The sequence below is a fragment of the Bacteroides sp. B1-V-101 genome, assembly GCF_023656585.1.
GTDB lineage: Bacteria > Bacteroidota > Bacteroidia > Bacteroidales > Bacteroidaceae > Bacteroides > Bacteroides thetaiotaomicron.
On record NZ_JAMOKH010000060.1, the window covers coordinates 1 to 21,622 of the forward strand.

General features: G+C 46.6%; 15 protein-coding genes. 2 read left to right on the top strand and 13 right to left on the bottom strand.

The genetic code is table 11. The features are described 5' to 3' along the window. Positions 1–742 precede the first annotated feature (742 nt). From NBH01_RS25285 to folP, 12 genes are all read right to left on the bottom strand, one after another. Entirely contained in the window at positions 743–3,211 is a 2,469-nt protein-coding gene (locus tag NBH01_RS25285; protein WP_250700352.1) for an alpha-L-arabinofuranosidase family protein, read from the bottom strand. Between the two features lie 70 nt (positions 3,212–3,281). After that, the gene (locus NBH01_RS25290; RefSeq protein WP_234140594.1) at positions 3,282–5,717 is read right to left on the bottom strand and encodes a family 43 glycosylhydrolase; all 2,436 of its coding nucleotides are present in this window, start codon (positions 5,715–5,717) and stop codon (positions 3,282–3,284) included. A gap of 40 nt (positions 5,718–5,757) precedes the next feature. Next, positions 5,758–6,729 carry a glycoside hydrolase family 43 protein gene (locus NBH01_RS25295; protein WP_008762600.1) on the bottom strand — a complete coding sequence of 324 codons (972 nt, stop codon included), beginning with the start codon at positions 6,727–6,729 and terminating at the stop codon, positions 5,758–5,760. A gap of 21 nt (positions 6,730–6,750) precedes the next feature. Then, a complete protein-coding gene (locus NBH01_RS25300) occupies positions 6,751–9,087 on the bottom strand; it encodes a beta-galactosidase (protein WP_250700353.1) in 2,337 nt (778 codons plus the stop codon). 300 nt (positions 9,088–9,387) lie between these two features. Then, positions 9,388–9,954 carry a hypothetical protein gene (locus tag NBH01_RS25305; protein ID WP_225680524.1) on the bottom strand — a complete coding sequence of 189 codons (567 nt, stop codon included), beginning with the start codon at positions 9,952–9,954 and terminating at the stop codon, positions 9,388–9,390. Between the two features lie 37 nt (positions 9,955–9,991). Then, the gene (locus NBH01_RS25310) at positions 9,992–10,780 is read right to left on the bottom strand and encodes a DUF1266 domain-containing protein (protein ID WP_055220527.1); all 789 of its coding nucleotides are present in this window, start codon (positions 10,778–10,780) and stop codon (positions 9,992–9,994) included. Between the two features lie 28 nt (positions 10,781–10,808). After that, a complete protein-coding gene (locus tag NBH01_RS25315) occupies positions 10,809–11,846 on the bottom strand; it encodes a DUF3137 domain-containing protein (protein WP_234140591.1) in 1,038 nt (345 codons plus the stop codon). A gap of 1 nt (position 11,847) precedes the next feature. Continuing rightward, entirely contained in the window at positions 11,848–12,408 is a 561-nt protein-coding gene (locus tag NBH01_RS25320; protein ID WP_062695793.1) for a LemA family protein, read from the bottom strand. Between the two features lie 293 nt (positions 12,409–12,701). Further along, entirely contained in the window at positions 12,702–14,021 is a 1,320-nt protein-coding gene (locus NBH01_RS25325; RefSeq protein ID WP_225680530.1) for a TldD/PmbA family protein, read from the bottom strand. Positions 14,022–14,052: 31 nt separating this feature from the next. Continuing rightward, positions 14,053–15,594 carry a TldD/PmbA family protein gene (locus tag NBH01_RS25330; protein ID WP_225680532.1) on the bottom strand — a complete coding sequence of 514 codons (1,542 nt, stop codon included), beginning with the start codon at positions 15,592–15,594 and terminating at the stop codon, positions 14,053–14,055. 18 nt (positions 15,595–15,612) lie between these two features. After that, positions 15,613–16,377: a diadenylate cyclase CdaA gene (cdaA, locus tag NBH01_RS25335; protein ID WP_008762592.1), complete on the bottom strand. Its 765-nt coding sequence runs from the start codon at positions 16,375–16,377 to the stop codon at positions 15,613–15,615. Positions 16,378–16,451: 74 nt separating this feature from the next. Next, complete coding sequence (gene folP / locus NBH01_RS25340) at positions 16,452–17,315, bottom strand: dihydropteroate synthase (RefSeq protein ID WP_151209963.1); 864 nt, start codon at positions 17,313–17,315, stop codon at positions 16,452–16,454. A gap of 127 nt (positions 17,316–17,442) precedes the next feature. On the opposite strand from folP, the gene NBH01_RS25345 reads away from it, so the two are divergent. After that, positions 17,443–19,458: a tetratricopeptide repeat-containing sensor histidine kinase gene (locus NBH01_RS25345; RefSeq protein ID WP_225693597.1), complete on the top strand. Its 2,016-nt coding sequence runs from the start codon at positions 17,443–17,445 to the stop codon at positions 19,456–19,458. Positions 19,459–19,532: 74 nt separating this feature from the next. Further along, on the top strand, positions 19,533–20,831 hold the full coding sequence (locus NBH01_RS25350; protein ID WP_234140583.1) for a UDP-N-acetylmuramoyl-tripeptide--D-alanyl-D-alanine ligase: 1,299 nt from the start codon (positions 19,533–19,535) through the stop codon (positions 20,829–20,831). 326 nt (positions 20,832–21,157) lie between these two features. On the opposite strand, the gene NBH01_RS25355 is transcribed toward NBH01_RS25350, so the two are convergent. Then, positions 21,158–21,550, bottom strand: a complete 393-nt coding sequence (locus NBH01_RS25355) for a VanZ family protein (protein ID WP_151210217.1) — start codon at positions 21,548–21,550, stop codon at positions 21,158–21,160. Positions 21,551–21,622 lie beyond the last annotated feature (72 nt).

Below are 21,622 nucleotides of genomic sequence, written 5' to 3' on the forward strand. Positions count from 1 at the left end.
GTAAACCGGAGGCAGGAATAATAAATAATAAAGTAAACAGCTGCCAGGGTTAGTAATATTTCTAGTCAACACATAGCAGCTATTAGAGATAAACAAGTCAACCATTATTAGGGAAGTACAATTCTTCCATTAAGACACTGATATTGTTAGTTGTTCACGGCCGTGGCAAGAGTTGATCACGACCGTGAGCAATGCTCTTCACGGATGTGATCAGACCTGTTCACGGCCGTGAACAACTAAAGATATCTGCGTCTTATTCCTACTTTCCTTATAGGAAAAAGCAAGGATGCAAGAGGTTAAAGAGAACTTTAGTACTATCCTATGGCTGATTACACTATAGACAGCAAACGAACTACCCGTTCGGTGAAAGATGAAAACCATCTTTTCTATTATGAAGAAGAAAAGAGAAGGTACAAAAGTCAATAATACCTAAACCTGGACTGACTAAAAAGTCGATTCTATCTCGAATCTCCTCCTTCGGGAAGGAGGAGTGGTCGAAGACCGAGGTGGTAGGAGAAATAATGTTTGTTCCTATTTCTTTGTAAATGACAGGATTATGTATCCACCTACCACCTCCCCCTACGGGTACTCCTCCTTCCCGAAGGAGGAGAGTTAGGATACTATTGACTTTTTAGTCAGCCCCTACCCACAGGGGGAGGTGATAGGTGAGCACTCCTCCCCAAAATAAACTAACCCCTATTGAAAACCAGTTTATTGTTTATTGTTTATAGTTTATAGTTTCTTATTTCACCTTTTGTGTCTTCAAGCGGATAACCGTGAACGAATAAGCAGGCAATTCCTGTTTGAAGCTGGTTCCTGCTTCTATCGTATCCGTCACCGGAAGCGGAGTCGCCTCGGGTGCACCTGCCAGTACAGTCCGCGTAGCGGAAGACTGAATACCATCCATTCCCGGCAACCGGACATCGGTCTCTATGCTGACGGGCAACAGATTGACTAACTTCACAATCACATCCCCCGTCTTACTGTCACGAACGATGGAAGAACCAACACGGAGTTTTACGCGACCGTCCTGATTATCAAGGTTTATCTGTGAAGGGATGTAATGGTCGCCTGCGTTCTGACCGTACAGTTTCTGCACATAGTATCCCGTTGTCGGTCTTACTTCCCGATTGTTGAAGTAGATCAGGTCTGGATTCCACTGCGTCCGTCCGTCTTTTGCCAGCAGAGGAGCATAAGAACTCATGTGCACTACATCTCCATTCCGTTCCAAAGCAGCCAGATAAAGTGCTTCGGTCAAAGCTGTTTCCATATTCGCTCTGCGTCCGGGGATGTGAGTGGCATATTCGCCCAGATATACTTTCGTTTTTTTAGAGCGATCGTACTTGTCATAGAAGTCCTGATTGTGCAGGAACCATCCCGGAGACTGATAATAATGTTCGTCTACCATCGGAACACCGAGTTTGTCCGCCAGTTTCCAGCCTTCCACATAGTCTGTTCCCTCATTGAAAGGACCTACCGTGCCGACAACGATTATCTCCGGATATTTCTCTTTGATAGCAAGGTATATCATCGTGAAGCGTTCTTCGAAGACATCGGTGATCAAGTCTTCATTGCCGATGCCGATATATTTCAGATTGAAAGGCTTCGGATGACCGGATTCGGCACGTATCTTGCCCCATTTGGTTTTCTTTGCATCACCGTTCGCCCATTCTATCAGGTCGAGGATATCCTGAATGTAAGCACCCATCTCGCTCATCGGGATACCGCCTTGCTGACCGCCTCTCAAATCGCCATGACAGGCGGAATTCTGACAAGGTACACCTGCCGCCAGCACCGGAAGCGGTTCCGCACCTATATCTTCGCAGAACTGGAAGTATTCATAATAACCCAGTCCCATGCTCTGATGATATCCCCAAAGGTTACGGGCAGGTTTACGGGCTTCCAGCGGTCCGATAGTATTTTTCCATTGATAGATGTTCTTCAAACCGTCACCATGAGCCACACAGCCTCCGGGGAAACGGACAAAGCGCGGGTGCATATCGGCAAGTGTCTGTGCAAGGTCGGGACGCAAACCGTTCTTTCTGCCTTTGAATGTATTCTGCGGGAAGAGAGAAATCATATCCAGTTCGATTTCACCTGCCGATTGCGGACGAAGTTCCAGACGGGTATCGGCGGACGCTTTTGCTGTCAGCACTGCTTTATACGTTTTCCACGAACGGGAAGAGACGGTAACTGTCGTTTCACCCTGTACGGTGTCGTCAGCATCTACGAGGCGTACGAGTAGTTTTCCGGACTTGCTGCCTTCCGGGATACGGGCAAACAAGGAGAAATCATACTTCTCGCCTGCTTTCAAGGCGATTCCGTCAAAACCGGTGTTGGTCAGGGCAGCTCCCGGCTGGTTCGTCTTCAAGACGGCATAATGCGGGTTGTTCGGATGGATAGGGTCCGAAGTCGATACGGTAAAGGTGGCGTTTTCTCCTTCCAGCTTCCATGAATGGGTGCTGTTCCAGTTCTTGTCCCCTTCACGGTCGGACGGGTCGTATTCGAAGTCCCGGTTTTGGATCAGTTCGGCATACAGGCCGCCGTCGGCGGAGTAGTTGATGTCTTCGAAGAAGATACCCATCAATAAGTCGCTGATTTCTTTTGTTTCTTCCGGTTGTGCTGTGACGGTGGCTTTGATCGGTTTCAGTCCGGCAAAGCGTTCTTTATCCTGTACAGGGCGTTCGCCATACAGGGAGTTACGGTATTGGTTCCGTTCGTACGTCCGGGTCAGTCCGTCCACTACCGACCAGGGCACTTGGCTGACAGTTCCCGTTTCTTCGTGTCCGGCAATCTTTGCTTTGACTCTTGTTCCTTCAAAATCGGAAGTCGTACGGGGATATTGCTGGGCTTCCCAGTAAATCAGGTCTTTTGATCTGGCCTGACCGTATCCATCGTGGTCGTTCAACTTCCAGACACAGAGCCATTCCCCGCCGGGGAGTTGTTTCAGATTCGGGTCGAGCATCTTCTTCTGCGATCCCCAACGGCTGTAATCGCAACGAAGATAGCCGTAGTTTCGTCCTATTTCAAACCAATGTTTTCCGTCCATACTCCATGCAAAGCGGAGTCCGCTACGGCCGTCGTCACCTCGGGTGGCGTAGGCAAAAAGGGATACTGAATCGGGAGTAGCAGTCGTTTCATGCGTTGCGGCAAATGCGGCCGGCTGCAATGATAATAATAATACACTAAATAGTAGAAGTAAATGTTTCATGGTATAAATTATAATATAAGATCTCTGCAAAAAAAGAGTATGTATTCACTAAAAAAGATCTGATACTCTGTTATTTCCTGTTTTCCCAATGACTTCTCAGTTTAGCGGCTTCTTCTTTTATCAAATGGATCACCGCGCCGTGTTTGGGCGACGAGAAATTAGTCGTCTTCATCACTCCTTCGTTGAAACGTCCCAGGTTCTTGAAATTCACGAAGTCGGAAGTCTCGATGAAAGCGAAGTTATGGGGGGTGATGCCGTAGACGTCGTACATCAATACCCATTTGTCTTCGCCGATACGCTTCCAGAGGTTGGGAGCTTCGCAGGCCCTGGGTTCGAAGTCGTACCAGCGAGGGTCATATTCGTAATCACCGTTGATGCGGTCTGATACGGCTTGTTTGATTCCGGCGCCTCCGTCGTGCGAAACGTAGAACATACGATACCGATCACCTACCTTGGTGATGTCGCCGTCGATAGCCGATATTTTCTCGTTGGGATACTCGAAGAGGATTTGCGGGAGTGTCTCTATCCGGTCGAAGTCATCATTGACATAGACATAGTACAGTTTGTTCGCCTCGTTCTTGAAACGCATGGTGAAGTAAATCATCAGTTTACCTTTCTTGTCATCGTAAGTCACTTCGGGCGCCCATACGCAGCCGATTTCACCCAAGCCTGCCGATAACAGGTCGAAACGGGCATTGGTACGTTTCCAATTGATCAGGTCCCATGATTTCATCAGTACGAGTCCGCGGTTGTTTCCCCACCCGTATTCTTTTCCGTCACGTTCCCATTCGGTATCACGGAAGCCGTCTTTCTGCGCATAGATGTGCAGGTCGGTCATGGAAAGGTAGAAAGCTCCGTCCGGTCCGCGGAAGATGTGCGGGTCACGGATACCTTTTTGCAGGGCGATGGTATCTCCGGCGATCACCGGTTTGCCGTCGTTCAAGGCAGTAAATGTATATCCGTCGTCACTGACGGCCATATAAAGGCTGTGCGTCTCGTCTTTATGGAAGACCATCAAGTAAGCCCCCATGTCCTTTTCCTGCGGGATGGCGTTACGGTAACGGAACTGACGGAAGCCGGCGCTGCCTTTTCCGGAGGAAAGCAGTCCGATGCGTAAAGCGTAGAAGCCGCCGTAGTTGTTATGGTGCAGCTGAGATACATCCATGTTTTCTACCAGCGTAGTCCATTCCTTGCCGTCCTTGCTGACTGCCATCCGGACACTGTTTCCCTGATTCTGTATCTTGGCGAGGAAGCGTTTGCCCAACTTGTTAGGGAGGGTAAAGCTGTTTTCCGCGTTTCTGTAGATAGTGAAGTTCTTTCCGTCGGACACGACTCCAGCGTATGCCTTTTCGCTGTAATATAGAAGAAGTCCGGCTGTGTTACCCTTGCCTACGTTGACTTCCACCTGTGTTTCGTAATTCTTGTCTTCGGCGGTGGCCAGCAGTAAGCGGGCATCGGAAGGGGTACTTCCTTTCGCATCTATCCATAAGGTCTGTTTCTTGAAGCTGAGCGACTGAGGGGCATATTCTTTCCAGAAAGTCCATTGGAGTCCCGGTTCCGGTCCTTCGAAGTCATCCGAGAGGCTGAGTCCGTGTTTGATGGACGGATCGGTCTTGATGGGAGTGGCGGTGGATTTGGTACGATACCATCCATCGGCGGTCCATTCAATCGGTTCGATGAGGGTGGAGCGTCCCAGGGTGTGATAGCCTTTGGCATAGGCATGATATACGATCCACCAGTTGCCGTTCACATCGTCGATCAGTGTGCCGTGTCCTTTCGACCACCAGTTGTCATGGGCACTATAGGTATGCACTACCGGATTATAGGGAGAATTTTCCCACGGTCCGGTGACACTCTTCGAACGGGCGGCAACTGCCATGTGGCTTGTTGCCGGACCGGCCGTTCCTCCCTGTGCGGAAGTCAGGTAATAATAACCATTATGGTAATTCAGCTTCGGCGATTCCAGACACATACATTCCGTTTCCCAGTGATTGGGATATCGCCAGCCTTCGTACACTTTCTGTTTTTGGCCGATGGTGGCCAGTCCGTCGTCCGTCAGTCGGATGACTTCTCCTTTGTCAACATATAAATATCTGTTCCCCTCCTGATCGGCTATGTGTCCGGGGTCGATGCCACTCACTTTCAGGTCGATGGGTTTGCTCCACGGGCCCTTGATGTCATTTGCCCAGATCACCCAGTTTGTTCCTTTGGCCGGATAATAGATGTAGTATTTTCCTTTGTACTTCAATAAGTCGGGTGCCATTGCAGAGCCTTCGTATTCGGGCATTACGCGGCAGACGGTTTCCCAGTTCATCAAGTCACGGGAGTGCCAGATGAGGAATCCGGGAGCGTAGTAAAAAGGAGAATGAGTCATGTAATAATCCTCGCCATCGCGCATGACAGAAGGGTCCGGATAGTCACCCGATAAAACGACTTTCGGGTATTCTTGCGAATAGGCCTGTACTGTTGCACAGACAAGCAAAATGAACAACAGGAGTTTTTTCATGGTATTTATTTATGGGATATTAGATGGTGCATTGACGGCTTTACATCTTGTCGGGCTTGCCGTAGGCCTTGTACAAGCGTTTCAGTTCCTTGTCAGTAATTGGCATTACAGTGCCGTGGCGCGGATGGAAGTCCATGCTAATGGCATTGTCTATGACTTTGAAATTCTCCAAATCGGTGCTTTCCGTAAACTGATACTTGCCTTTCATATATACATCGTACATCAGGATGTACTTGTCCGTACCTATCAGCGGGAAGATGCCGGCACCTTCTACAGCTTCTTTCGTCTGTTGCTTATAATCTTCCGATTCTGTCCATTGTCCGGAAGTCAGGGAGGCGGTGGTTGCTTTTTTAATTCCATTGCCGTCTCCTTCCGTTTTATAGAACAGGTGGTAAAGTCCGTCTTTATAAATGATGTCTCCGTCAATACAGGATTTGCCATTCTTCGGGAGGAACAAAGTTTTGGGTTCTCCTTCTATATCGGTGAAATCTTTGTTAGCGTATGCGTAATAAATAATGTCCGGGCCATTACCATGCTGCATTGACCAGTAGACCATGTATTTCTTCGCTTCTTTATCATAAATAGTTTGCGGTGCCCATACCCGCTTCAAATCTTCCTGATTCGGGTATTTCTTCTGGATATTCACGATGTTGGAGGTCCAGTTGACGAGATCTTTCGATTTCAACAGTACCATGGCACGGTTGGAACTCCATCCGTTGCCGGAGACCATGTCGGTTACGACCATGTAAAATGTCTTTCCGTCTTCACAACGAAGAATGTGCGGGTCACGCACTCCACCCGTAGAACTGATTTCACGGGAATCGATGACCGGTTGGTTTCCGTTTAATGCATAGTAGTTGTATCCATCGGGGCTGACAGCCATCCGGATGGCTTCCTCACTCATCCTGTTTCCGGTGAAATAGACAAACAGGTAGGCAGATTGCTGGCTGTATCCTGTCAGCACTCCTACTAAAAGGAATGCCAGGAGTAAAGTATACTTTTTCATATTCATTTGAGAGCGAATGCTTATTTATTAATACTTGAAATCAGACGGTTTCACATAGACGCGGTATTCACGGATCATGCCCGGATAGTCCTTCTCGGCACGGGGCAGATAACGGAAGCCGGTTACTGTTTCCACTTTGCTCAGGTCGATTACCAGTTGGTGGGGATAAGCGACATTGTCAACAGTCATCCAGAAAGTGGATTCCTGCAAGTCGAATATCTTATCCGCCGTACGGTTTCCGCTGCGTGTCTCTTCGCTATCGGCATAACGGATTTTCCAATGTTCGCGGGATACGGGTTTGCCGTCGGCTCCCAGCACATCGAACTCTGCAATAGCGGCAATATTGTTATTGGCTTGCGGAGAGAGTGCTTCCAGACAGAAGAAACGTCCTTTCACCGGAGCGGCGAAACGTACTTCCTGCCAGCCGTTGCCCGGAGTGAAGGCTCCTTCGTGCGCAACCTTTTCTCCTGTCAGCTTCAACTTTTCTCCATCCTTGCGGTGTGTTTCCGGCGCTTTCTCGCGGAGTACGTCGAGGATCGGTTTCTTCAGACCTTTGATTGATGATTTCGTCGGACCTTTCAGGTCGAGGACGAGGATTTCATTCTCGCCTTCTTTCAGCCAGCAGCCCGGTATGAAAAGTGTCTGTTGGGGACCGATTTCCCAGAAACGTCCCATCGCATGACCGTTCACCCATACCATACCTTTGCCCCATGTGCTCATGTCGAGGAAAGTGTCGCCTACTTTATCGAGTTTGAAAGATGATCGATAGTAAGCGGGCATAGTCGGTAATATCTTCGTATCCTTGTAGTTCTTGTTCTTGATAAATGAGTAGTCTACGGGGAAGTTATATACAGTCCAGTTCTTCAGTTCTTTCACCTGATTGCCCGAAAGGAGTTCTACCTTTTCGGTGATTCCCTTCCGGTCGTGGATGGACTTATCAAAGTTGACACGTCCCATTGCCTCTACCAGAATATCCAGTTGCGTACCTTTCTTCAAGGCCGGCAAGATAGTGGTAAATTCTCCTTTGCGGCGGTCGAGACGGGCCAGCAGCTTGCCATCAGCGTAGATTTGTGCCCAGTCGTGCACTTCGGTGATTTTCAATGTAGTGCCTGAGGTTACTGCTTCGGGCAATGTGGTACGGTACAGGATTGTTCCCCACCCTTGGTTGAATTGCTCCATCGGCTGGATATCCACCGACTGTTTGGCATCCGGCAAGTTGGAGAAAAGCGGAGCTACTTTGGTAAAATGAAATTCGGGTACTTCAATGACCGGCATTGCAGCAGGGACTTCCGGCAGTGCTTCACCGGCAGGAAGATACGTTTTCAGCAGGTCGCGGAGGAGATAGTATTTCTCTGTCGTCCATCCGGCTTCGCTGATCGGGGCATCGTAGTCGTAAGAACTGCACATAGCGGAGTAGGCAGGATTGTTGGCACCACCCCAATGTCCGAAAGTCGTTCCTCCGTGAGTCATATAAAGGCTGAAGGAGATGTTGCGGTCGAGCATTTCTTTGATGCCCTGTACCATATCTTTGGCAGGACGTGTTTCATGTTTCCGTCCCCAGTGGTCGAACCATCCGCTCCAGAATTCGCTGCACATCAACGGAGTTTCCGGACGAAGTTCTTTCAGTTTCTTGAATTGCTGGTCTATATTGGCGCCTGTTCCGAAGTTGATGGTCCAGATCAGGTCGTCGAGTGCATTCCGTGTAAAGTTACTGCTCCAGTCGCATTGGAAGAGAGGTACATCGGTAAAACCGGATTCGCGCACCAAGTCGCGTACGGCAGAAACATAAGGCTTGTCAGTGCCGTAAGAACCGTATTCGTTCTCCACCTGCACCATGATAATATTTCCGCCCTTATTTACCTGTAGCGGCGCCAGTTGCTTACCGACTTCTTTCATGAAGATGCCTACCCGTTCCATATAATAAGGATCGAGCGTGCGCAGTGCCACATCTTTCTTCTTCAGCAACCACCAGGGCAGGCCGCCCATTTCCCATTCCGCACACACATACGGACCGGGGCGGACGATGACATACATTCCGTGTTTCTGAGCGGCACGACAGAAGGCAGCGATATCATTCTGACCTGTAAAGTCAAACTTGCCTTCTTCCTGTTCGTGTATATTCCAGAAGATATAAATACAAATAGTGCTCATTCCCAACGCCTTACACATCTCAATACGATGATCCCAATAGGCTTGCGGAATACGGGTATAGTGCAGTTCGGCAGCTTTTACTACAAACGGCTTCCCGTCCAGCAAGAAAGTATTCTTGCCTGCCTCAAACTTGCGGGCAGTAGTCTGCGCCTCTGCACTACTGAAAAAAACGATTGTAAAAAGTACTAGTAAAGCAATAAATCTGTGTCTCATGGCTTTTATTTCAATATAGAATCATAATTATAATAGAATACGGCAAAGATAGGTGATTCACCTAAGCCGCAGGTACCAATTATCATTCAAAAAAGGTTAGAAATAAAGCAAAATACCCTTACACAGATTGTTTTTAAAGGAAATACGGCCTTTTGTTGACAGGTTACTTGTGTCTGTACCCGCCCCTCCGGCCGATTTCCTTTATAGTATGAATGTTTTTCTTTCTTGTGTTTTTTCTTCCATTTAGAAGAGTTTTCTTCTCCTCAGTCAGAGCTGTTTTTATAATCCAGCCCCGATAAATCAATTATCTTCTTCGTCTTTAAACATTTGTTTTATTAGATCAATATTATCATCATAATCATTGCCCGATAAAGTGATGACATCTGCCAAACCTACAATATTCGAATCTGAATCATAAGTGGTCAGCAAACAGTACATTTCACGTCCTGTGGCATCTTCTTCAATATGAAGTTGTACCGGTTCACTTCTTCCTCCGGGAAGGTCTGCCAGATATTCAAAGTTCCTGGATAAGAAAGCTTCCACTATCTTCGCAGGGTTTGTCTCATCGCGCTTAAACTTCTTGACTCCCATACTCTTGACTTTTCCTCCACTTTGAAAGTTGTATATATCAAAGTTATTCAGATAGGCAGCTATCAGGCAAACCAGTGTCATGATGATTCCGGCTGTACGCACCAACCAGCCTGCCAATGGAAGCAAACCGGGAAAAATAGCCAGAACGGCTCCTACCACGGCCAAACCTAAATATAACACAGGTTTCAGATTGTTCTTTCTTTTTTCAAATTTAGTCGGGTTGGCGGCATAATACTCGCTGATATAACTGTAGTACTTGATGTTCTTTTGTTCCATAATTATGTGTTTTTGTGATTAAACTATCCTGATCAATTTACCATTTGATTTGCACCCAGGGACTCTTAGGATTAGACAACAAATCGTCTGCCATTCCCTTCATTCCTAAATTGTGAGCATTGGTTCCTCCCCAGATAGCCCTGCCAATCACATAACTCATCGCCATATCGTGCCATGATGTGAAAGAAGAATGAGCCAGTTCATACGCCTTTTCGATATAATTCCACGCTTCCATCTCTGAGATATATTTCATGTCGCAGCAGGCACGGGCAACAAAATTAATTCTGCCGGCATCCCAGCCTATCACTCCATAACGAGCTATATCTTCTTTAGAAGTAATCACTTCATAAGCTATCAACTCCTCATAGACTTCTTTCAAATTTTGCAGTTGCCCGACAGCTTTCTCATAATCTTCCTGACTCTCCATGTTCTGCTGGAAAATATCGTCTTGCGCATTTTCATCGTCAAGCAAAAAAGCCTCATAAACAAACGGAAAGTAGTAATCGTAACCTTTCCGGCACAATTCATCCAATGTTTCGCGGGCATCATGAGCATTATTTATTCCCCACCATTCACCGAGAATAGTAGGCAACTTATCTTTGATGTCCAACGAGAGAGTGTTCAGATATCCGCCTTGCTGCAAGGCATACAATGAACCTATAGACAGTTTTTTATACTGTTCTACAGATAGTTTTGATTTTGATTTAAAACGAGGCCCCCGAAAAGCTCTTATAATAGTACGGACAAATGGCCATACCTTCATATAAAGAAAAGAAAGGACCATTACTCCGCCTACGGCCCAAGGCATCCAACTCATGTCTGTCATAAATAGTGTTTTTGTTTTATTGTTAATACTAATTCAATCTTAATTCTTCTGCCACTTTGCAGGACAGGCTGATGTCATTATATATGTCCTCAAGCAGCTTCCCGTCATTCAACGCACCTGGACGCACACATAAAAAGCCGGAAGGCATCGCGGCGGCATAGTAGAAAGTACCTCTGCTGAACGAAAGCATGATATCACATCCGAAAGTCTGACGCAGCGCCGTCATATGACGCATCATCGCAGGAGTGAGCAACATACGTGCTTCCACTTCATCATCGGCATAAACGGCAAAATAGTTCTCAAACTCCTGATCTTCCAGTTGCACCAGTCGGGCACTATAACGCTTCTTCAATCCCTGGATATTCTTCGCCAGATATCCGATCTTTTGTTCCAGGTGATCGGGCAATATGATAATATTTCCTTTGAATCGCTTGTCTATCTTACACCAGCCAAACATCCCCCGAAAATTGTGCGGACTGCTATCCAGCCGCGAAGCAAACAGCGGACGAAGCACAAAACGGTAGATCATGACAAAATATCCCAATACAGGATTGTACTGCAACTTATTCAACAGCCCGTAAGACACACCGATATCCGCCACATGCAAAGAGTGCTCGCCGTGCGGAAACTGGATATATCCATACGTATTGGCTGCCAGTGCCGGATCAGAAAAAGAGGCGGAAAAGAGTTTGCTGTCTCTCAATATCCGGCTGTCTACCTGAGAGGAAGCCGAGAAATAAACGGTAGGAAACAGGGTAGACATAATGTGCTGCATAGCCTCCGACTCCCGTTCCTGAAAGTTCGCCATACAGCGGGTGAAAACGAAGTTGACCACTATAAATCCAATAAATACAGGTATTATATACTGCGTAAACTGCATATAGTTCTCAAGACCTATATAAGATACAAGCGCACCGCCAAACAACACAAACATAAACCAGCAGAATACAAAAAGATAAACTGCAATACTTCCTGTTCGTACCACCTTTCTCCAGCCATTTACCCGCAAAAGCTCCGAATGAAGCTGTTCTGATAATTTCTTAAAATCAATTGTGTCCATATTCATATTATCTGAGAAGTTCGGCGACATTTACATTCTGTTGTTCCGGTTCGGGGATATCAATCAGTTCTTCCTGCCGGTGACCTTGCTGACGGGCAACAACGGAAGAAGGAAACATCTCGATGGTATTATTGTAGTCTGTTACTGCCGCATTATAGGTGCGCCGGATGGCTTGCAGTTGCAGTTCCATACCCTCAATGCTGTTTTGCAGGCGATGGAATTGTTCATTTGCTTTCAGTTCAGGATAATTCTCGACCGACAACTGTAATTTTGATAACAGGCCGGACAGCTCATTACCATTTTTTATTTGTTCGGCTTCTTGTAAAGGTTGGAAAGAATGTGAACGAAGTTCCGTGATGCGGGTAAGAATTTCATTTTCATGGCCCATATATGACTTAACGGCGGCCACCAAATTAGGTATCATGTCATTCCGCTGCTTTAATGCCACGCAAATACCGCTACGACATTGCTTCACCCTGTTTCGCTTAGCTATCAAATTGTTGACTGCCCAAATATACCAGAGTGCGATTAACAGTATAAGTCCTGATCCAAAATATATAATTCCCATGCTTTTACTTTTGTGTGTATATCAGTTTTCAATAGTTATATCGTAGCTATTAAGACACAGGCAAAAGTAAACAGCATCCCACAAATTTGCAAACAAAGAGGGGGTATAAATACAGGTAAATAAAAATCAGATAATACGTTAATTAATAAAGTATTAGTTAAACAGAAGACGGGGTATAGCAGGGTATATTTATAAAATACAGAGGGAAGTATTACAGTAATGGTCAGAAGATGATGCCCATTTTATGTCCATCATCTTCTGACCATTACTTAAGTCTGTTCAAAGCCAGTGTCCTACAATCCGCTGAAATCGACTCCCTCAAATACCAGTGAAGGGATTCGCCAGGAAGAGTTCAGACGCGGGTCGTTTCCGGTTGCAACCAACGAGTTCCACAAGGTAATCAGGTTACCGGTAACATTCATTTCAGATACCGGCTGCGTCAGTTTTCCGTTCTCGATCAGGAAGCCTTCGATACCATAAGAGAAATCTCCGGTCGAACTGTTGTTGTTACCGCCATTAAAGCCCGTAACAAGGATACCTTTTTCCACTCCGGCAATCAGTCCATCCAGATTCTTATCTCCCGTTTCCATGACCAGAATGGATGAACCGCTGATAGTCGGATCGACTCCCATCTTCTTAGCATTGTAGGTATCAATGAAATAAGTATTCAGTACTCCCTTGTCAAAGATGGAGCGACGTTCCGTAGCAATACCTTCGTTGTCGAAGTAGCGGGCGCCGGAGGCTTTCACCAAATGAGGTTCGTCCGTCAGAGTCAGCCGGTCACTGGCAATCTTTTCATTCAGTTTATTCAGCAAGAAAGAGTTTTTCTGTTGCAAAGCCGAGCCGTTCAGCGCGCTCATCATCGGACTTAGCAAACGGCTGGAGTTCATCGGATCGACTACCATCGTATATTTGCCGGACTGTACTTTCTTTTGTCCCAGTTTGCGCAGTACGCGTTCCAGCGCTTTCTGACCGATTCCTTTCTTAATCAAATCATCAATATAAAGCGACGACTCATACCAGTAAGCAGAAGGACGCGCCTCGCCTTCCCCTCTGATCGTGATGTCGGCAGAAAGTGAGTACCACGTACTTTTTGTTTCTCCTTCGAAACCGTTGCTGATCAGGCGATAAGCAAAGTTTTCGCCATCGCCATAGGAAGAGCCGACGGAGATGATCCGTTCGTCCTTGCCCAGCGCTTCTTCCGCTACGGCTTTCGCCATCTCTATCTTATCGTCCGGATTTAAGGATGCGAACTTGGCATCATATAGTTTCAAGTCCGGTTTTCCACCTTTATAGTAACGGGAAGGGTCTGCCAATACACGCGCCTCATCTTTAGCCAGATAGCGTGTAGAGTCTATTCCGTTTTTGATAAATGTTTCGAGTTCTTTCCGGTTCAGGCGGTTGGTAGAGATACTACCGTAACGTCCGTCCACATACAGGGAAAGGCTTAATCCGCCTTCCGATGCCTGTTGCAATCTGTCCATCTTCGCGTCGCGCAGTTCGAAAGAAGTGTTCGAAGAAGAGTATAAAAGGACTTTTGCTGCCTGGCAGCCATTCTTCAAGGCGTAGTCCATCGCCCACTGTGCCAGTTTCTTATTTTCGTCTGTAATCATAGGTTCGTCTTTTTAAAGTAAGCATTTACTTCTAGTTCTCTCCACCGACAGTCAGTTTGCTAACCAAGGCTGAAGGCATACCGCAAGTCACCGGACAGGATTGTCCGTCTTTTCCGCAAGTCCATGTACCGTTGTCGATCTTCGCGTTGGTAGCTACCATCGTGATATCCGCCAAAGCTTTCGGACCGTTACCGATAATATTAATGTCCTTGATCGGTTGCGTCAGTTTACCGTCTTCAATCATGTAGCCCGACTTCACAAAGAATGTAAAGTCGCCGGCACCGATCTGTACCTGACCGTTCGTAAAATTATCTACAAAGATTCCCTTCTTTACAGAAGATATGATATCCGATTCGTTCACATTTCCGGCTTCCATATATGTGGCACGCATACGGGGTATCGGCATATTGCGGAACGATTCGCGACGTCCGTTGCCGGTTGGTTCCACTCCGTAATGCTTTGCACTGATACGGTCGTGCAGATAGCTGGTCAGTACTCCGTCTTTGATCAGATAAGTTTTCTGTCCTTCGGCACCTTCATCGTCGAAGTTCACCGAGCCCCGATTGAACGGAATCGTACCGTCATCCACCACGTTGATATGTTCGTTGCAGACTTTCTTATTCAGCTGATCGGCAAATATGGAAACATTCTTCCGGTTAAAGTCCGCCTCAAAAGTATGTCCGATAGCCTCGTGAAGCAAGATGCCCGATCCTCCGGCACCCATGACGACAGGCATTTCACCGCCTTTGGGTTTGATAGCCTTGAACAGAAGAGAAGTCTGGTCTACCGCTTCGCGGGCGATTACGTCCACTACCTCGTCCGACAGGAAATCGAATCCTCTGCGGTAAGCACGGGCAGCGTAGCCGTTCTCCGTCTTTCCGTCTTCTTCCATGATGCACACTGCCCCCAGCGTCACCATCGGACGGTAATCGTAGAACATCACTCCCTCCGAGTTGCAGAAGAAGATATGCGAAGTGGTATCGCTCTGACTTGCCTGTACTTTATGTACCCGTTTGTCCAAAGCGAAAATCCGGTCGTTCAGTTTTTGTAGATAAGGCATCTTATCTTTCAGGCTGACTTCCTCCCACGGGGAAGCAACGGTATAGTAGTTCTTCTTCAGTTCCTTTTCAGTGAGATTCAGCGGTTTGTTGCCTTTGTTGGCGGAAGCGATGCGGGCGGCAGTACGGGCAGCTTTCAGCATATCCTCCACAGTAATATTCTCCACGTAGGCATAGCCACTCTGGTCTCCAATCAGTACACGGACTCCGACTCCATAGTCAATATTCGAATAGCTGTTGTTCACTGCACCATCCATCAGGCGGATGCTGTTGGATATCGTGTGTTCAAAGAAAAGGTCGGCATAGTCGCCTCCTTTCTCCAATGCTACGGCAAGCACCTTCTTCAAGTCTGCCTCGCTTACTCCGAAATGATTCATAGCCAAAGCAACTGCTGCTTTCTTGTCAGCTCCTTCGCCGCCTAATGCACCCGGGGTAGTCAGAGCCATAGCAGAACCTGTCGCCAATGATCCGAGTAGAGCTATACCTCCGGTTTTTAGAAAATTTCGTCTGTCCATGTTCACTTATATTTAGTTTCAGTTTTCCTTTGTCAGCAGACTTTCCAGTTCTTCGGCATTCAGACGGAGATAGAATTGTCCGCGATAAGCTACAGAAATAGCTCCTGTCTCTTCGGAGACGATGATAGCATGCGCATCCGATTTCTGCGAGATGCCCATAGCCGCACGGTGACGCAAGCCCAGTTCTTTCGGGATGTTCAAGTCGTGAGAGACGGGCAGGATACAGCCTGCGGCTTTGATCCGCTTTTTGCTGATAACCATTGCTCCGTCGTGCAGAGGACTGTTCTTGAAAAATATATTCTCAATCAAGCGCTGGCTGATGGCCGCATCTATAATTTCTCCTGTACGGACCACTTCATCCAGCGGAGTGGTATGCTCGATTACGATCAACGCGCCTACTTTCTGCTTTCCCATGCTCAGGCAAGCCATTACCACCGGCATGATGTCGTCATGTTTCAAGGCTTCTTTCCTCGCCCCGCTAAAAAAATGTGCCAGCGCACTGACGTGACGATGAGAGCCCAGCGTCAACAGGAAGCGACGAATCTCATCCTGAAAAAGGACGATCAAAGCAATCACACCCACATTCATCAAGGTATCGAATATGGAGCCCAGCAGTTTCATCTCCAGAATCTGAGTGACCACCAGCCAAATCAGGATAAAAACAAGAATGCCGGTAAAAACCTTGATAGAGCCGGAGGCCTTCATCAGTTTGTAGGTGTAGTACAACAGAAGGGCGACCAGCAGTACATCGATAAAATCTTTTATGCCAACGTCAAAAAACACGGTACTTATTACTTATTACAAGTTATTAATTCACAAACGACAAGAGAGTATCACCAACGGATAATGCCATTCTATCATTTGCCATATTCACTCTCAGTTCTCAGTTTATCCACAATCCGGACGGCTTCCACCGCTTCGCGCACGTCATGCACCCGAAGAATGTTCGCTCCTTTCATTAACGCAACGGTATCCAGTACGGTTGTTCCATTCAATGAATCCTGCGGAGTTCCTCCCAATAGTTTATAAATCATTGATTTTCGGGAAACGCCGACTAACAGCGGAAGTTCGAAGATGCTGAACTCTTCCAGGTGAGCCATCAGCTCATAGTTATGCTCCAGGGTCTTTCCAAAACCAAAACCCGGATCGAGTATAATGTCTTTCAAACCCAAGTCACGAAGTTGTTGCACCTTGCGGGCAAAGTACATGAACACTTCCTTCATCAGATTGTCATAATGGGGTTCTTTCTGCATATTTTGGGGAGTTCCCTGCATGTGCATCATGATATAAGGTACTCCCAGGCGGGCTACAGTCTCAAACATCCGGTGGTCCATCTCACCGGCAGCGATATCATTGACGATAGCCACGCCATACTCCGTCACACACTGTTCGGCTACATCCGCCCGGAAAGTATCGACCGAAACGATAGCATCCGGATGATTCCGGTTTACGATCTCCAGTCCGGTACGTAAGCGGTTCATTTCTTCTTCGGCGGTGATGTGTTCGGCGTTCGGACGCGAGGAGTAAGCTCCGATATCAATGATAGAGGCCCCTTCATCGATGATCTGCCGTGCCCTCGCTGCAATTTCCTCCTGCGTCTGCATCCGGCTGCCGGAATAAAAAGAATCGGGTGTCACATTGAGAATACCCATCACTTGCGGAGTGGCAAGATCGAGCAGACGTCCTTTCACATTTATATAAGTTGGAGAGATCAATTTCATTCTTGATTATATTCCAGTTAGACTGTTGCAAATGTAGATAAAAAAAGCAAGTATTCGTATTAAAATTAGGAAATAAACGTATATTTGCAATCAATAGCAATCAATAGAACTACCGAAAACGAATGCCATGAGCCGATTGTCCCGAATTATCTTAGGATACCTTATCTCTTTTTTGTTCATCGTTATTCCTGCAAAAGCCCAGAAAGAAGCTGAAGTTTATAACGTTGATTCTTCTTTGTATGCCTACTATCAGCGTTGCCAAGAACATTTGCTGGAACCGGTCGTGCTGAGTATGTCCGATACGCTGTTCCGTATGGCTACCGGGCAAAACGACCAGCGTATGCAGGCAGTAGCTCTCTCCACCCGGCTGGACTATTATTATTACCAGGCCAATAACGAAGACAGCATCGTTTTTTATACTAATAAGGTAAAACAATTCGCAAAAGAGATACAGCAATCCAAGTACTACTATTTCGCCTGGGCCAACCGGCTGATCCTATATTACCTGAAAACCGGGAGAAGCAACATCGCCCTCTATGAAGCCGAAAAAGTGCTGAAAGAGGCACAAGCCAAGGACAACAAGACCGGGCTCATGTACTGCTACAACATCATGTCGCAGATTTACACAATCAAGAACTTTGATGTCATGGCGTCCGAATGGCGCGTGAAAGAAATCGAACTGACCGAAAAATACAAATTAGAAAACTATAACATCAGTAATACTTACGCCCAACTTGCCAATTACTACACTATGCATCATCAGCCGGAACTAGCACTGGAAGCACTGGAAAAAGCAGTTAAAACAGCCAACTCCGCCAGTCATAAAATACTGGCAAAGCTGACATATGTAGAGTATTACAGTGAATTCGGCGATTTTCCGGCAGCTGAAAAGATACTGAAAGAATGCAGGGAACTGTTCGACCAGGACAAAAGACTGGACTCACTCAAAAAAAGGTTTTACCGCACAGAGGCTTTCTACTACCAGCGCAGCAAACAGTTCGCCAAAGCATTGGAAGCTGCCGAAAAGCAGAAAGCTGAAGAACAACGGCTGAATGAGTACGCCATGAGCAGCGAACAATACCGCCTCAAAGGAGAAATCTACAGACAGATGGGGAGGCCGGATGAAGCGGTGAAGTTTCTGAAAAAGTATATTGAAGCAGACGATTCTTTGAAAATAGCCAATGAACAACTGGCGAGCAGTGAATTTGCCACGCTGCTAAATGTAGAAAAGCTCAATGCGGAGAAAAAGGAATTAATGCTCCGGACAAAAGAAAAGGAGTTGAGCAATAAAACGACGCTGATTTTTTCATTGATCATCCTGTTGGCCATCCTCTTCCTGTTCTTATATCGGGAAAGCCGTCTGAACCGGAAGCTGAAAGCATCGGAAAGTGAATTAAGAAATAAGAACGAAGAACTGACTTATTCGAGAGAAGAACTGCGCAAAGCCAGAGATCAGGCAGAAGCGACCAGCCAGATGAAAACGACTTTTATTCAAAGTATGTCTCACGAAATACGGACACCGCTCAATTCGATCATAGGCTTCTCACAAGTATTAAGTGACCACTACGGCAATGAGGAAACGAAAGAATTCGTCAACATCATCAAAGCCAACACGGACGATCTGCTTCGACTCGTGACCGATGTGCTCGCATTATCGGAGCTCGACCAATATAACAAGCTCCCTACAAATATCCAAACGGACATCAATATGATCTGCCAGCTATCTATCGAAGTAGCTAAAATGCAGAAACAAGATACAGTCGAATTCCTTTTCAAACCGGAAAGGGAGAAACTAATCATACTCAGCAATCCGGAACGCATTTCGCAGTTACTTGCCAATCTGGCACACAATGCGATCAAGTTCACGACTCATGGCAGCATCGAACTGACTTATTCGGTATTGGAAGCAGAAAAGAAACTCGAGATCAGCATTACCGACACCGGTATAGGAATCCCTAAGGAGAAACAGGAAAAAGTATTCGAACGCTTCTACAAAATGAACTCCTTCTCACAGGGCACGGGTCTCGGACTGTCGATCAGCCGGACGATTGCCGAAAAGTTAGGAGGCAACCTCCACATCGATTCATCCTATACGGACGGGTGCCGGATGGTGCTGACTCTTCCTCTGGTATATGCTGAGTAAAAAACGCTTCCGACCGATACCAAATCCGAAAGAATAGCCTATCTTTGCAACATTTAAAAATAAAAGCTCAGGCTATGAAACTTTCTGCTCTTTACCAGATATTTCTGGATTGCCAATTAGTGACGACCGATAGTCGGAACTGTCCGGAAGGGTCACTGTTTATCGCTCTGAAAGGCGAGTCATTCAATGGAAACGCTTTTGCCGGAAAAGCATTGGAAACCGGTTGCGCCTATGCTGTCATCGATGAATCCGAATACGCGATTGAAGGCGATCAACGATATATATTCGTAGACGACTGCCTGCAAACATTGCAGCAGCTTGCCAATTACCATCGCTGCCAGCTGGGTACACGAGTAATCGGTATCACTGGTACCAACGGCAAGACGACAACGAAGGAACTGATCTCCGCCGTACTCTCTCAGAGCCACAACATTCTTTATACGCTAGGGAATCTGAACAACCACATCGGCGTACCCTCTACCCTGCTCCGCCTGAAAGCGGAACACGACCTCGCCGTCATCGAGATGGGCGCCAATCATCCGGGAGAAATCAAATTCCTCAGTGAAATCGTAGAGCCGGACTGCGGTATCATCACCAATGTAGGCAAAGCCCATCTGGAAGGCTTCGGTTCTTTCGAAGGTGTGATAAAAACCAAAGGAGAACTTTATGACTTTCTCCGTAAGAAAGAAGGTTCTACCGTCTTTATCCATCATGACAATGCCTATCTGATGAACATTGCCGGAGGAGTGAACCTGATCCCTTACGGCACCGAAGATGACCTTTACGTAAATGGACGCATCATCGGCAACTCCCCTTATCTCACTTTCGAATGGAAAGCGGGCAAGGATGGTAAATCCTATCAGGTTCAGACGCAACTGATCGGAGAATACAACTTCCCCAATGCACTGGCTGCCATCACCATCGGTCGCTTCTTCGGAGTGGAAGATGCAAAGATCAACGAAGCCTTAGCCGGATATACACCGCAGAACAACCGCTCGCAACTAAAGAAAACGGACGATAACACACTGATCATCGACGCATACAACGCCAATCCGACCAGCATGATGGCTGCCTTACAGAACTTCCGCAACATGGAAGTTCCTCACAAAATGCTCATCCTTGGTGATATGCGCGAACTGGGTGCCGAAAGCGCTGCCGAACATCAGAAGATAGCAGACTACCTCAAAGAATGCGCGTTCGAAAAAGTATGGCTGGTAGGAGATCAGTTTGCAGCAGCAGAGCACTCCTTCCAAACTTATCCCAACGTACAGGAAGTAATAAAGGAACTGGAAGCCGACAAGCCGAAAGGATACACTATCCTGATCAAAGGGTCCAACGGAATTAAGCTCAGTTCGGTTGTAGATTATCTATAATATCGCTGTTAATTTCTCAAAGTATTTGCTTTGAGAAAAAATACACCTACCACTCTGACTTTCGGCCAGGGGTTGACTAAAAAGTCGGTAGTATCTCCAATTCCCCTCCCTTCGGGAAGGAGGGGTGGCTGAAAGCCGGGGTGGTAGGTAAAACAAGGTTATCTCTAATTTGCTATGAATGAAAGAATTATGCATTCACCTACCACCTCCTCCTACGGGTACTCCTCCTTCCCGAAGGAGGAGATTTAAGATACTACCGACTTTTTAGTTAGCCCCAGTTTAGTTACTTTTAACGCATCCTTATGATTATGCATTACTACAGTCTTCTATTCCCTTCTCATCATTCGCGGACGAACCACATAATAAGCCACTAAACTGGCAAGGATGGCACCCACCGAGTTGGCGGCAAAGTCCAGCCAGTCTCCTCCCCGATAAGTCGTGCAATATTCTTGCAGCAATTCCACACAGCCGCTGAACACTATGGGACAGAGGAATGCCCCTACCCATGCGTGCCATAACGGTGCGTCATCACGACGATGCGCCCGCAGAAATTCCAGCCATAACATACCTGACATACCAAAGTACATACAGATGTGAACTAATTTATCTAAGTTAGGGATTTCATTCAAGTCCGTTTTAGGAGGTTTGAAGAAAGACAGATAAATCACAGTTAAGATGATAAAAAGTGAAATAGGATATTTCTTAATATAAGATAGCATATCTAAATAAAATTACAATTTCGGTACAAAGATAACTATCATTTTCTATATTTGCATTTTAATACGTACATT